14 protein-coding genes and 2 pseudogenes are annotated in these 13,047 nt (G+C 62.7%); 5 read left to right on the forward strand and 11 right to left on the reverse strand.

Annotated features, from left to right (window positions below):
* Positions 1-113: 113 nt before the first annotated feature.
* A pseudogene (locus ACZYSP_RS21280) lies at positions 114-1,049 on the reverse strand (pyridoxal phosphate-dependent aminotransferase); the annotation flags it as partial.
* Positions 1,050-1,150: 101 nt separating this feature from the next.
* Here ACZYSP_RS21280 and ACZYSP_RS21285 point away from each other — a divergent pair.
* The gene (locus tag ACZYSP_RS21285) at positions 1,151-2,134 is read left to right on the forward strand and encodes a LysR family transcriptional regulator (protein WP_489016389.1); all 984 of its coding nucleotides are present in this window, start codon (positions 1,151-1,153) and stop codon (positions 2,132-2,134) included.
* Between the two features lie 221 nt (positions 2,135-2,355).
* Here the strand turns inward: ACZYSP_RS21285 and ACZYSP_RS21290 are convergent, their stop codons facing one another.
* Positions 2,356-2,832, reverse strand: coding sequence for an Imm30 family immunity protein (locus ACZYSP_RS21290; protein WP_489016391.1), 477 nt, complete (start codon positions 2,830-2,832; stop codon positions 2,356-2,358).
* A gap of 129 nt (positions 2,833-2,961) precedes the next feature.
* A complete protein-coding gene (locus ACZYSP_RS21295; protein ID WP_489016393.1) occupies positions 2,962-3,342 on the reverse strand; it encodes a hypothetical protein in 381 nt (126 codons plus the stop codon).
* Between the two features lie 192 nt (positions 3,343-3,534).
* Here ACZYSP_RS21295 and ACZYSP_RS21300 point away from each other — a divergent pair, with 192 nt between their 5' ends.
* Positions 3,535-4,485, forward strand: coding sequence for a class I SAM-dependent methyltransferase (locus tag ACZYSP_RS21300; protein ID WP_489016395.1), 951 nt, complete (start codon positions 3,535-3,537; stop codon positions 4,483-4,485).
* Between the two features lie 94 nt (positions 4,486-4,579).
* Here the strand turns inward: ACZYSP_RS21300 and ACZYSP_RS21305 are convergent, their stop codons facing one another.
* Both ACZYSP_RS21305 and ACZYSP_RS21310 read right to left on the reverse strand, forming a co-directional pair.
* A complete protein-coding gene (locus ACZYSP_RS21305) occupies positions 4,580-4,933 on the reverse strand; it encodes a hypothetical protein (RefSeq protein ID WP_489016397.1) in 354 nt (117 codons plus the stop codon).
* 65 nt (positions 4,934-4,998) lie between these two features.
* On the reverse strand, positions 4,999-5,448 hold the full coding sequence (locus tag ACZYSP_RS21310) for a hypothetical protein (protein WP_489016399.1): 450 nt from the start codon (positions 5,446-5,448) through the stop codon (positions 4,999-5,001).
* 270 nt (positions 5,449-5,718) lie between these two features.
* On the opposite strand from ACZYSP_RS21310, the gene ACZYSP_RS21315 reads away from it, so the two are divergent.
* Complete coding sequence (locus ACZYSP_RS21315) at positions 5,719-5,997, forward strand: hypothetical protein (protein ID WP_489016401.1); 279 nt, start codon at positions 5,719-5,721, stop codon at positions 5,995-5,997.
* Here the strand turns inward: ACZYSP_RS21315 and ACZYSP_RS21320 are convergent.
* The 4 genes from ACZYSP_RS21320 to ACZYSP_RS21335 form a co-directional block, all read right to left on the reverse strand.
* A complete protein-coding gene (locus ACZYSP_RS21320) occupies positions 5,994-6,449 on the reverse strand; it encodes a DUF2059 domain-containing protein (protein ID WP_489016403.1) in 456 nt (151 codons plus the stop codon). The two genes, ACZYSP_RS21315 and ACZYSP_RS21320, sit on opposite strands and share 4 nt — an antisense overlap.
* A 198-nt stretch (positions 6,450-6,647) precedes the next feature.
* On the reverse strand, positions 6,648-7,988 hold the full coding sequence (locus tag ACZYSP_RS21325) for a metal-dependent hydrolase family protein (RefSeq protein ID WP_489016405.1): 1,341 nt from the start codon (positions 7,986-7,988) through the stop codon (positions 6,648-6,650).
* A 75-nt stretch (positions 7,989-8,063) separates the two neighbouring features.
* Complete coding sequence (locus ACZYSP_RS21330; RefSeq protein WP_489016407.1) at positions 8,064-8,852, reverse strand: alpha/beta fold hydrolase; 789 nt, start codon at positions 8,850-8,852, stop codon at positions 8,064-8,066.
* 11 nt (positions 8,853-8,863) lie between these two features.
* Positions 8,864-9,733, reverse strand: a complete 870-nt coding sequence (locus ACZYSP_RS21335) for a fumarylacetoacetate hydrolase family protein (RefSeq protein WP_395321526.1) — start codon at positions 9,731-9,733, stop codon at positions 8,864-8,866.
* On the opposite strand from ACZYSP_RS21335, the gene ACZYSP_RS21340 reads away from it, so the two are divergent.
* On the forward strand, positions 9,701-10,795 hold the full coding sequence (locus ACZYSP_RS21340) for a helix-turn-helix domain-containing protein (protein ID WP_489016409.1): 1,095 nt from the start codon (positions 9,701-9,703) through the stop codon (positions 10,793-10,795). The two genes, ACZYSP_RS21335 and ACZYSP_RS21340, sit on opposite strands and share 33 nt — an antisense overlap.
* 430 nt (positions 10,796-11,225) lie before the next feature.
* Here ACZYSP_RS21340 and ACZYSP_RS21345 read toward each other — a convergent pair whose 3' ends face one another.
* Entirely contained in the window at positions 11,226-12,269 is a 1,044-nt protein-coding gene (locus ACZYSP_RS21345) for an IS110 family RNA-guided transposase (protein ID WP_489016411.1), read from the reverse strand.
* 235 nt (positions 12,270-12,504) lie between these two features.
* On the opposite strand from ACZYSP_RS21345, the pseudogene ACZYSP_RS21350 reads away from it, so the two are divergent.
* Positions 12,505-12,723 (forward strand): annotated as a pseudogene (locus ACZYSP_RS21350) (integrase); the annotation flags it as partial.
* Here the strand turns inward: ACZYSP_RS21350 and ACZYSP_RS21355 are convergent.
* Positions 12,704-13,039, reverse strand: a complete 336-nt coding sequence (locus tag ACZYSP_RS21355; RefSeq protein ID WP_489016413.1) for a toll/interleukin-1 receptor domain-containing protein — start codon at positions 13,037-13,039, stop codon at positions 12,704-12,706. The pseudogene ACZYSP_RS21350 and the gene ACZYSP_RS21355 sit on opposite strands and share 20 nt — an antisense overlap.
* Positions 13,040-13,047: the final 8 nt, after the last annotated feature.

The following is a 13,047-nucleotide window of genomic DNA, read 5'->3' on the forward strand; positions in this document are numbered from 1 at the left end:
AAGAAAAGGAGGACCTACCGAGGCATCCAACCTATAGTTATCCACAGCTGGCTCCTACCGGAACCAGCTCCAGCCCCTGGTCAATGTTCGACTGGCACTGCTGATCTCGATTGCACTGGCGCTAACACCGCAACCACCGTGTCGCGCCGTTGCGCGTATTCGCGCCGGTTAGTAGCAATGGAATCTTGCGGGCCCGTGAGCGCCGCGATGGCCGCCGCCTGGGCGATCGAGTTCGGCCCCGAGGTGCTCTGCGACTGAAGCTTGACCATCGCCTTGATGAGCGCCGACGGCCCTGCGCCGTAGCCGATGCGCCAACCCGTCATGGCGTAGGCCTTGGAAACGCCGTTCACCGTCAGCGTGCGGTCCTTGAGGTCGGGAGCCACCTGCGCCATGGTGGCGAAGCCGGCGTTGCCATAGATGAGGTGCTCGTAGATGTCGTCGGTCAGTATCCAGACATGCGGATGGCGGCGCAGGACCTCGGCCAGCGCCTGCAACTCTGCCCGCGTGTAGGTCGCCCCGCTTGGGTTGTTCGGCGAATTCAGCATCAGCCAGCGCGTCCTGCCGGTGATGGCGCGTTCCAGGTCCTCGGGCTGGAGCTTGAAGCCCGTGGCCGCCGGGCAGTCGACGCAGACCGGAACGCCGCCGGCGAGCAGCGCGATGTCCGGGTAGGACACCCAGTACGGCGCTGGCACGATCACCTCGTCACCCGCCGCAACCGTGCACATGAGCGCGTTGAAGATCACCTGCTTTGCCCCGGTGCCGACGATGATTTCGTTCGATGCATAGGTCAGCTGGTTCTCGCCCAGGAACTTGCCTGCGATGGCCTCCTTCAGCGCCGGTGTGCCGCCTACGTCCGTGTAGCGTGTCTGGCCGGCCGCCATGGCGCGAATGGCCGCTTCCTTGACGTGTGCGGGCGTCTCGAAGTCGGGCTCGCCGGCGGTCAGGCTGAGGATGTCCCGGCCGGTCGCGCGCAGCTCACGCGCCCTTTGGCCCGCCATGGAACTGGGGGACGGTTTGATTCGGTTCAGGCGTGGTGCGATGTGAAGCATGCACGGAGTATCGAAGTCTGTTTGCCGCGGGACAAACGAGAAATCGGCGAGGCACGCTATTCCTTTTTTTCCTGGGCAGCTATGGATGTACATTCCGCCGGATGAACTTCACCTTCAAGCAGTTGGAGGCCTTTCTCTTCAGTGCCAGGCTCCAGAGCTTCAGCGCTGCGGCGGTGAAGCTGCACACCACGCAATCGGCGGTCTCCAAGCGCCTGGCGGAATTGGAAGAGTCGCTGGGCGGCCCCTTGCTGCATCGCACCTCGCACGGCCTGGAGCTGACCCAAGTCGGCCGCGAATTGCTGCCGCTCGCGGAAGAGGCTCAGCGCCTCTGGCAACGCATTGCGCATGACATCAGCGTCGACAAGACGCTGCGCGGCACCTTCCGCGTCGGCGTGACGGAGCTCATCGCGATGACCTGGCTCGCCCGCCTGATCCAGCTGCTCCAGAAGCTCCATCCCCAGGTGACGATCGAGCCCGTGGTGGATGCGGGCCTCACGCTCTTCGAGCGCCTCGAAGCCAACAAGCTCGACCTGGCCGTCATGCCTGGCACCTTCTGGGGCAAGGCCTTCGAATCGATCAAGGTCGCAGAGGTCGATCAGGTCTGGATCGCAAGCCCGCGCCTGCAGATTCCCGCCCGCGCACTGAAGCCGCACGAGTTTGCCGACTACCCGGTGATCGAGCAGCCCGCGGGCGCCTCGAAGAACAGGTTCTATGAAGCCTGGCGCGCGGAACACGGCTTTCGCTTCGGCAAGGTCATGCTGACGAACAGCACCACGGTGCTGCGCGAGTTGACAATCAGCGGCTTCGGCCTGAGCCAGCAGGCGCTCGACTACGTGCGCCCCGACATCCGCAGCGGCCTGCTGCGCGTGGTCAAGAGCGATCCGATGCCGCCGCCGCTGGTCTACAGCGCGGTCTACCGGCGCGACAACGCCAGCCCCGCGCTGGCGCGCATCGTCGAGCTGGCCGTGAAGACCTGCGATTTCACCTTGCGGGCAAGCCAGCACGACGTAGCCCCGGCACGCGCCCTGGAGCGACAGCGCGTCGCGAAAAGGGCTAAGACACCCGCCGGGAAAACTCGCGGGTAACTGCCGCTAGTTGTTGACTGGGAGTGAAGCGTTGACCCGACTACTGGAATCATCAAAGCTCGTGGGCAGAATCTTCGCCGGCGCCTTTCTGTTGTTCATAGGGCGGCCACTCCGTTACGTTGAAGTTTCTGGATGGAGCTTGAGGGTGAGCGTCAGTCGCAGTCTGAAGCGGACGTTCGGCCCGATGCGCTGAACGTCCTCTCCTGGCCGACAACCGTCTGTCATGCAGTTTGCGCCGCGAGCATGACAGCAGTGGTTTGGGCCAAAAACGTTGGGCTTCGTTCGTTGATGCGCTCGCACAACCACAACGAAGCTTGCTTCGTCGGCGAATCGGCCTCGCGAAGCTTTCGAACAAGCGCAGCTCGGGCGGACGCACTGTTCAGAACACGCATCAGCACTATCGAAGCCCACTTGGGAGCTCTCGCTCTCATGTCAGACAGGACCTGAAGAAGCCCTGCGACGTATTCAGCGTCGGTGAACGCCTCTGCCACATGGATGAGCGAGAACATGGCCTCGTCATAGTCGGCCTCGTCATCCAGTAGTAGAAGCAGCGGACCAATATAGGCAGCAGTGGGACGGGCAACGAGGTCTGCCAGCGCTCGGTCAAGCGCTTGAACCGCGCCGGCACCGCGCATTGCAGCAGCACTCCGAACCTCGCGAATCGTGGCGTCAACCTCAGCAGCGCCAGTCATGTTCATTGCGCTCGATCATGGATATGAGTCCTCGATTTTGGATGGATCCACTGAAACCAAATGGTCGCGTTGGGGCAAATTCTGCCTCGCCGTCGACTGTCCGGCCTTGGCCGTTTCCTGCAATCGAATGTTTAGTCAAGGGATGACGATTCGTTGCAAGAAAGCGGGATCCCAAAAATACTCAACTCGTGGACGCGGGTGAATCTGAAGCAAGTACCTTGACAACGTCCAAGCGTTGGGAGGCGGATCGTCGCTCTCCGGGCGATCGCGATACCAGCAGATCAGCGTGTCCGGCTTAAGACTTTCGACGATGCGCTTGAACGCCGCGGTCGAGATGGTAGACCCATTCATTTCGACTCGCCCGTCATCGAAAATTCCAATCCGGTATCCCAGCGGCGGAGGCGGACAAGGATCTTCAACAAGCTCTACGGTGGTCGCTGCCATTGCGGCGGTCGACAAGAAGATCGCCCCCGCTGTGCTGAGGATCAACTGGTAAAGCCCTGGCAAGCTGCTCATGAAAGTTCGTCGTCGAATGTTTGCCGATTGTTGATGCTCGCCGGTTGCCGTGCACGCACTCCAGCGATGTTCATAGCACTCCGTTGTGCGGGCGCCGCGAAGGTCCGCTCCTGGCCGAAGGTCGTCATACCAGCTTCATGCTAGCGAGGCCAGGACCACCGCGATATCCGGTCAGAATGGGAGCCTATGCCTATGCAGCCCCTGTTCGACGCAATCGCTTCAATGTCCGCACCGGTGGATGCGCAGCGCATCTTCCACGGCCGCGGTGGGCTTCATCCCGAGTGCGCTCACTTGTCGCTCGACTTTTTCCCGCCGGTTTGGGTGTTGACCAGCTTCAAGCCTGCGACCGACGGCGAACTGGCTGCAATTGGCGCCGCACTGGAGCGTCGCTGGTCACAGTTGGCACCGGGTGAAACGCTGCAATGGGTGTTTCAGTGCCGGCATGAAGGCCAGAGCAGCACACGACTTATGGGCGGTTCGGTGCCCGACCCGCATTGGGTCACCGAGGAGGGCGCTCGCTATCGCGTTAACGTGGGCCGGGGCCAGAACCACGGGCTGTTTCTCGACATGGCCGAAGGACGGCGCTGGGTTCGTGCGTTTGTGAAGGCGCGCCCAGACGCCCGGTCGCGCGTCAAGGTGCTCAACCTGTTTGCTTACACCTGCGCGTTTTCGGTGGTCGCATTGCAGGCAGGGGCCCGGCACGTCACCAACCTGGACATGAGCAAGGGCGCTCTGGCCGTGGGGCAACAGAACCACCGCGCCAACGGCGTGCTCGCCGGCGCGAGCTTCCTCCCTCATGACCTTTTCAGTTCGTGGGGAAAAATCGCGCGCGGAGGCCCTTACGGGCTGGTCATCGTTGACCCACCAAGCTATCAAAAGGGAAGTTTCGTTGCGACCAAGGACTACGCCCGGCTGATTAAGCGCTTGCCTGACCTGCTGGAGCCCGACGGCCTTGTCCTGCTATGCCTCAATGCCCCAGAACTGGGACCAAAATTCCTGCAAGAGCAAATGAGCGCACTGGCGCCGGAGCTGGATTTCGTGGAAAGACTGGCGAATCCAAGCAGCTTTCCCGACGTGTCCGACGAGCGGTCGTTGAAGGTGTTGGTGTACCGGGCACCGCCGGGTGTTCAACCTGAGGTCTGAAGGGTGCGCTACGCATTAGCGCCACGGGCGGACGGCCCCATGGAGCGCCTTCGTGTGAATTGAAGCAAGCTGTCGAATGACTGGTCCTGGCCGGCTAGAGCCGCTCGATGGAGCGGGCTAGCACTTCGGCAGGGAATGCCGACAAATGGCCACACCCTCCGAGCGTTTCATCGGGACCGAGCAAGGTGCCGAGCACCATGACCCGTTTACCATGCCATCGGCGAAGCTGCTCCTCGTTGAATTGCAAGGCACCTGAACCAACGCTCAGCCACACACTCGATGCCTCCAGCGGACCTTCATCTTGCGCGTTGCGGCGCTCTGCCTTGGGAAAGTGGTCCAAAGCCGTTCCTTCGAACTCGAAGCATAGGATGCCCTCCAAGGCGACGTCCTGACCTACTAGGGTCGCTAGTTCATCAAGTGCGGCGTTGACGGAAAGCGCAGATTTCATCGAATTCAGAGGCTTGGGTCGAATGTCTGGTTGTGGCCGATTCCGGCGCTTAGCAAGAGAGTCTTTCACGTGCCCGAGTTCCCGAATGCAACGGCGCGCGCTTCTGCTGAAGACGTGGCTGCATATGCTCGGACCGGGGCCAAAGAGAAGTTGCTTGCGCCGAGCGAGCCACCGAGTGCGGGTGAGACGAATGGAGCGAATACCTCGCCGGCCCGGCGCTCAAGTCCGGCCGCGGTCAGGCTCCCCAGCAACTCATCAAAGAACAGTGCACTGAAAAACTCGGCATCGCCAGTAACTTGCCTGCTGAATTCGTCTTCGTCGTCACTGATTCGGTATAGGTGACCGGACCAGCTGTCCAAGAACCAAATGCGAGCGCCGCAGTCGGAGAAAAACATATGCCCCAGAACGGTGATGTGCAGAAGGGTGAAGTCGCTCGGCACGTGCCACCGCCAAGGCTCATCAAGTGAGAATTTCTCGTACTCGTCTGGACGGAGCAAAACGCTATCGAGGATCATGGGCATCCTTAAGCCTGTTCTTTTTCGTTCGCCAATCTATGAGCGCGCACTTCATCTGATGCGCCGCAGACCACCGATCAAGGCGTTGTGCGCGTGCCGCGAGCGTCCGGTTTCTGGTGATCTCTGCGGCACGGCCGGCCGACCGACCGGTCTTTGGCCAACTGTAGACTGTCACAGCCTGGTTGTGAACGCGCGAGTCTCGCTGGCATCTGCGCCAATGCCTCGCCACTACGTGACGGCCCTTGGCTTGCTGTCGGCAAAGTGGATGAAGTGGAACAGGTCATCGCGCACCTGCCGATGGAAAGTGCAACCACGCCCGCCACCAGCCGTAAAACCCCAGGGTGCCACGACCGGCTCAACGATGCGGCTCACGGATTTGTCGAATTGATGCTCAAGCATTCATGCCCCGATTTCGTCGGCTTCCGCAGCGCGTGCCAACTCGGCTACTCACTATTGCCACTGGGTGGTCCCGTTGTGTCGGCGCGCCGACCGACCGGGTATGGCCGTCTCCAGCTGGAGGAAAACGGCTCAACTTACACCAACCCTTAGCGTTTGGAGCCCGCGGCCTTGAGCACTTCGATCTTCCTTGCGAATTCCATCGCCTTTGGCCGGAGAACGCTCGCCAATGCCAAGCGTGATTCCTTTTGTAGCTCACCACTTCTCTCTTGGTACATCTGGAAGACCGGGTTTTTGGCAAGGGTCAAGATGCCATCCAACTCGTCTTCGGTGAAGACCCGGGCATACGCCGAAGCCTTGGCCGCTCGGTACTCTGGAGATTTAGCGACGTCCGAAAGGAATTCTTCGTATTGCGCACGGAACTGATAGTCCCCACTTTGACGTATGAGGTCTTCGGCCACGACCTTAACGATCTGCCGGGCATCCATCGCCTGGAACACGTCGACTATCGCCTCGGCTTTGCCAATCCGCGCTTCTTGACTGATGGCGGCGGTGCAGATCAGAAGCGCAGTAATCGAGATCGATACACGATGGAGCAATGTCATTTTTCCTCTGATGGGCTTCTACGTTTGGTGGATTTTGACGAACAGCCTGAGTGACCGGTTCTGGCCGACTGTAGCCGGTCGGGCCGCCGTCGTGAACGGGCCCAGTGCTGAATTACAAAGAGAGCCAGCGATCGACCGCTTACGCTGTGAAAGCGGCCGCCCGCCGCAACCATGAACGAGCAGCCGGGCCAGTCGAAGTCAGTGCATCTCTGCCAAGGCTTCCTTGACGCCTTGTTCCTGCAGCGGCGTGTCACCGCCCTCCAGATGCAGCGCGGCATGCGATGGCACGGGCGTCGCGCAGTCCTTGTGGATCACGCCATCCTTCATGACCAGTTGCACCTTTGCCGGGTCCGTCAGCAACGACAGGTCTTGCAGCGGATCGCCGTCGATGAGGACGATGTCGGCAAGAAAGCCCGCCTTCAATTGCCCCAGTTCGTCGGGCCGCAACATGATCTCGCCGCCCAGGCGCGTTGCCGCCATCAACGCCTCCTTCGGCGTCATGCCGATGTAGTCGACAAAGTACTGAAGGTCGTTGGCATTGGTGCCGTGCGGCATCCATGCAAAGCCGTAGTCGCCACCCGGTAGGATGCGAATGCCGCGCTTGTGCATCTCGCGCAGCGAGGCCGATGCGATTTCCAGCTCGCGCTTGTAGCCCATCTGCGTCGCCACGGCCTCAGTGATGCCGTACTCGGCGGCGTTGTAGGTCGTGCGAATCAGCCAGCCGATGCCGGGCGCGACAAAGTGCTTGTCTTTCGCGGCCTCAAGCATGTCGAGTGCCTCGGCATCCGCGAAGCTCGCGTGGTAGACCATCTCGATGCCGTGGCGCACGCACTGCTTGACCGACTCGCTCGACCGCGCGTGTGCAGCCATGCGCTTGCCGTAGCGCTTGGCCTCCTGCGCGAGCATGGCGACTTCGTCTTCGGCAAAGGGCGACATCTCGGCCGGCAAGCCCGCGATGTACTCGCCCGACAGATTGATCTTCAGATGGTCCACCCCGTACTTGATGAAGGTGCGCGCCGACCTGCGGATCTCTTCGGGCCCGCTACACACGCTGCCAAAGCTCAGCTCCTCGAACTTCATGTGCGGCAGCGTGTTGTCGCCCAGGGCGCCGATGGTGGTGATCTCCTGGCTGCCCGCAAGGTAGCGCGGGCCGGGGAACTCACCCGCATTGATGGCATTGCGCAGCACCACGTCCAGCCGCGGCTTGGCCGCGGCCGCGCCGATGGCCGATGTCCACCCCATGTCGAGGTAGCGCTTGGCCACCCGCACGCACCAGAGCATGTGTTCCTCAGGCGGCATGAACTGGATGGCCGCGAGCGACGGCTGGTCGTTCCACGAGAAATGCGTGTGGGCCTCGGTCATGCCCGGCATGAGAAAGCGGCCCTTGCCATCGATCACGCGCGCGTCATCGGTGCTCACGCGGCGTGGAAAGCGCGCCACCTCGACGATGCATTTTCCCTCGACCAGAAGGTCACCGGCGTAGGGCTCCTCGCCCGAGCCGTCGAAGATGCGGACGTTGGTGAATGCAATACGGGTCATCGTTGTCTCCTCCAGCGCGTGGTGTGCCGGAAATGGGTTATCGAAATCGGGCGGTTCAATCGAACGGGTTGTGTCTCAACGAGGCGCCGCGTAGAAGGCTTCGAGCGCCTGCATGCAGCGCTGCGGTTGTTCGAAGGTGGTCCAGTGGCCGCATCCCTCGAGCACGACGAGCCGGCTGCCGGCGATGCGTGCCTGCATCGCCTGGACGTTGGCCACCGGGGCCACGCCGTCCTGGTCCCCGGTGACCAGGAGCGTCGGCGCATCGAGGCGTTCGAGCGCGGCCGATTGCGCTTCGGCCAGCGCCGCGCAACTTTGCGCATAGCCCTCGGCCGGCTGGCGCATCACGCTCTCGCGCACCAGGGCGAGCACCGCCGGCTGCTGTTCCTTCGTCTGCGTGCTCGTCGCGCCCTTCACGATCGCATCGGCGATCTCCTGCATGGCAGCCGTGCCGCCGCGCGCTGCGTTGGCACGCGCCGCGATGTTTGGGCGCGCCGCATCCGGTGGCGCCGCCAGCGGGCCGAACAGCGCCAGCGATTTCACGGCGCCGGGGCTGCGCACCGCGAGGTGCTGCGCGACGATGGTTCCGAGCGAATGCGCCATCACATGCACCGATGCGATGTCGAGCGCCGAGAGCAGCCGCAGCATCGCATCGACGTAGCCGTCGATCGACAAGCCCTTGCCATCGGCCGGCAGCGGTGACCTCGCGCTGCCCGGCAGGTCGGGCCTGATGCGCCGAAAACCGCCGAGCGCCGGCAACACGGGCGTCCAGTTGTTCGACGATCCGCCCAGCCCGTGGATGCACAGCAGCGCCTCGCCTTCCCCATCGATCTCGACGGCGAGCCCGTTCAATACTTGAGTCGTCATGTGCGGCACCTTCAGACGAACTTGTTCTCGATGGCGCCGAGCCGGTCGATCTCGACGCGCACCACGTCACCGGCACGCAGGTAGCGCGGTGGGTTCATGCCCATGCCCACACCGGCCGGCGTGCCCGTGGCGATGACATCGCCGGGGTAGAGGGTGATGCCGCGCGAGATCGTCTCGATGAGCGTGGGAATGTCGAAGATCATGTTCTCGGTCGGTCCGTCCTGACGCAACTCGCCGTTGACCCAGCAACGCACGCGCGTTTTGGTGCCGTCGAACTCGTCGGCCGTCACGATCCACGGGCCCATCGGGCAGAAGGTGTCGAACGACTTGCCCAGGTCCCATTGCCCGTGGCGCATCTGCACGTCGCGCGCCGTCACGTCGTTGACCACCGTGTAGCCGAACACATGCGACATCGCCGCATCGCGCGCGATGTTCTTGCCGCCCTTGCCGATGACCACGGCCAGTTCGGCCTCGTAGTCGATCTGCGCCGACACCCCGGCGGGAACCAGCACCTCGTCGTGCGGGCCCACGACGCACTCGGGCACCTTGGTGAAGACGATGGGCCACTCGTCGGTCTTGGCGGCGTTGTCCTTGAACACCGAGGCCGACAGCTCCTTGGCGTGCGCGTGGTAGTTGCGGCCGACGCACCACAGATTGCGCCGCGGCTTGGGCAGCGGTGCATCGAGCACCACCTCGCCCAAGTCGACTGCGGGCCCCGATGCCTTCGGAAGCGATCCGCCCCTGGCGAGAATTTCGATCAGCGTCAGCACGCCGCTGTCTGCCTGCTCCGGCGTGAGCTGCAGTGGCGTGACGGTCTTGCCGTCGGTGGAAACGAGGCCCACCTTGCGGTGGCCTTCGCTCGTGAAAGTGGCGATTCGCATGAAGGTTTGCTCCTGTGTTTTAGCGATGCGCCAACTTTAGAAATCACGGGCCGGCGGCGCTTATCGGCTGGTCCGGCGGCGTATCGAATCGTCTGGTGTGCTTCTAAGGACTTACCCGATGCGCTGCCCGAGCCGGCGCTGCGCGGGAGAACAATCGGCCGACCCGAAACCAACCCGATGAAGCGCGCACAGATGCAGGAAGCCTATGCACTCCACGAAGGCGCGTTCGGCACCGCGATCGTCCTGGAAGCGAGCGCCAACCTGGTGGCGCACGCGCACTCCGAAACACAGCTCGCCCTCTGGCTGGGCGGCGCGCGGGCCTGCGCGCATGTCGGCACCGAAGTCGTCGGCTACAGCGAAAGCGTGGCGCTCGGCGTGAACGCCTTCGAGGCGCACGACATGGTTCGCCTGGAGGACAACGGATCGAGCCTGTTCATCGTCTTCATGATCAAGAAGGATTGGCTCGACGAACTCGGCCTGGCGAAGGACCGGAGCTTTAGATTTCCATCACCGCGCGTGCCCATCGGCGATGCGCTGCGGCGTTCGTGTTGGCGGGTGCTGGATTTGATGATCTCCACCGGCGCGGCACGCGAGCACATCGACAAGGAGGTCGAGCGGCTGCTCGAAGCGGCCATCGCCGCCTCTGCCACGGGCGGCGATGCGGCGCCGGTCGCCGGCGGCATTGGCGTCACGCTCGATCACCGATTGCGTGCCGCCATCGCGCACATGCGGGCGCATGTTTCCGAGAAGACGACGATCGACGAAATCGCGGCCAAGGTCGGCCTCTCGCGCGCGCATTTCTTCGCGCTGTTCCGCGACCAGTTGCACACGACGCCCCAGGTGTTCTGGAGCGGCGTGCGCGTCGAGGAGGCGATGCGCAGGGTGAGCGATGGCGGCAAGCTCACCGACGTTGCGCTCGACCTCGGGTTCTCGGCCCCGGGGAATTTCTCGCGCTTCTTCAAGGAGCACACCGGAATTTCGCCGTCGATCTTCAAACGGGCCACACGTTCACCTTCGCCCGTCACTGTCACGGGAATACCGCGGGAAGGTCAGTCGTCTTAGGCACTCAAAAGAGCAGCGGAATTGTCTGGAACGTGACAAACCCAAGCCCGCCCACGGCAGCGCATCGCCGAAAACTGAGCAGCATCGACATCGAGTCTGCGTTCAGGTGGCTGCTTTCGCGTCTGAACCGGACATTACCCGCGGCACGGAGAACGACAGCTTCTCTGATCGGGCCGGTTTGTCAAGCGCAGAGTATCTCGGTATTTGGTTTCGTCGAACAGAACGTCTCGGTGCAGTTCACGCTTCTCTACGCAGTCGGTCCCGACCCGAAGGTCGGCGCTGCACGCATTGGTCAGACGGAGCGGAGAGCCACGCTTTTGGACGCGCTTTGCAGCGCAGCAGTCATATACGGCTTCATCCGGACCATCGTCTACACCTGAACGCTCAATCCTCGATTCCTTTCGTCAGTCAATGCACCTGACCCGCACAGTCACGCCTTCACGGCGACAGGCTCCTGTGCTCCCCATCGGAACTCGGAGCCATCTACCCACATGCGGTGCAGGATGACGGCCAGCTTGCGCGCCACAGCGATCACCGCACGTCGATGGCCTCTTGTCTTGGCAAGCCGCATTCCCCAGGCTTTCAACGACGACCACTGCGCGTTGCGCGTGAGCAGCGAGTGCGCCGCCACATAGAGCGCCGACCGCACATCGGCATCGCCAGCTCGCGAGATGTGACCAGGGTTGTCCATCTCGCCGGACTGGTAGCGTTTGGGCGTCAGGCCGAAGTGGGCTGCCACCGTGCGCGACGCCTTGAACCGGACGGGATCATCCACGGCCGACTTGAAGGTGAGTGCCGTCACAGGACCGACGCCCGGGATGGACATGAGCCGCACGCACAGCGGATCCGCCTTGGTCAGCGCCTTGACTGCGTTGTCCAGCTTCAGGTAGGTCTTGTAGAGCACGGTCCTTGCGTCCAGCAGAGGCACCAGCGCGCAGGACAGCGTCTCGTCATCGGCGAAGGTTGAGCGCACCTGGGCATCGAAGGATCCATGGCCCACGCGCGGCGCCAGTCGGATGCCGAACACGCGCAGAAGACCACGCAGCTCATTCTCGAGGTCGACGCACTTTGCCAGGATCGCCTTGCGGCTGGCGAGCAGCGCGCGCACGCGGTGGCTGTGTAGGCTCTTGATGTGCACGCGGCTGTACCAGCCGGTGCGCAGGATCTGCGCGATGCCGCGCGCGTCGTTGCGGTCGGTCTTGTTGCGCATGGCGTCCAGGGTGTTCTTGACCTGTCGGGCTTCCAGGCAGATGACTTCGAAGCCCGCGGCCTGCAGGCCGTAGGTGAGGTACTGACTCAGCGCGCCGGCTTCGAAGCCGACGGAGTTCAACTCAGGACTGAAGCTGCGCAGCCAATCGACGATCACATCGACATGCGCGTCGATCTTCGCCTCTCGGCAGACCTCGCCACGGTCGTCTACGACGCAGATCGAGACGGATCTCAGGGACACATCGATTCCGGTGAAGTAGGTCATTCAAGCTCTCCTTCGTAGTGGATTTACGAGTCTAGGAAGAGAACTCCGCAGGTCAATCAACCCGCCCGATCACCGATGCTTGTGGCCGATTGTGCCCCTTGCCGTAGGTCAAACATAGCCGCGAAAGCTGATGCCTAACCCAGTGGAGAGCAGGCGCCGCTTGGACGCGGCATTCAGGACAGTTCCAGTCCTGACCGCGCATGCTCAGGCTCCCTCAACTCGATGGGAGACCATCATGGAATCTGCAAACGCTGCAACCTGCCGCGCGCCCTGGAACAAGGGCAAGATCGTCGGCCAGAAGGCGCCTTTCAAGCTCAAGGACATTTGGGCGCTGCGGGTGCGGCTGCAACTGGAGGGCCGAGTGCGCGAACTCGCTCTCTTCAACTTGGGCCTGGACAGCAAGCTGCGAGGCTGCGATCTTGTTGGCCTGAAGGTCAGGGACGTCTGCCACGGGTACCCGAAAGGAGGGTGGAGAGCTCCTTGTCGGCCACGCCCTCAGCAGGGAGTCGCTTCAGAAGCGCTGGGGTTACCAGAACCAGCCTAATTTTCGAAGCAGCCAAGCCCTTGTCGATTGCACGCATCATGGGCACACCCAGGCCTAGATCTTTCTCGCTGAACCAGACCTTGACGCCAGCCGCTTCGAGCAAATCGTGCAACTCCTTGGCAGGCCCTTGCCGGTCGCCCCATGCGTGGCACAGGAAGCAATCGCGAAGGTCAGGCACCGCCGCCCGTGCTTCTACCTCTGCACGAACCGGCGTGAGCGATGCCACCTGAGCTG

This window comes from Variovorax sp. F042 (assembly GCF_057814215.1).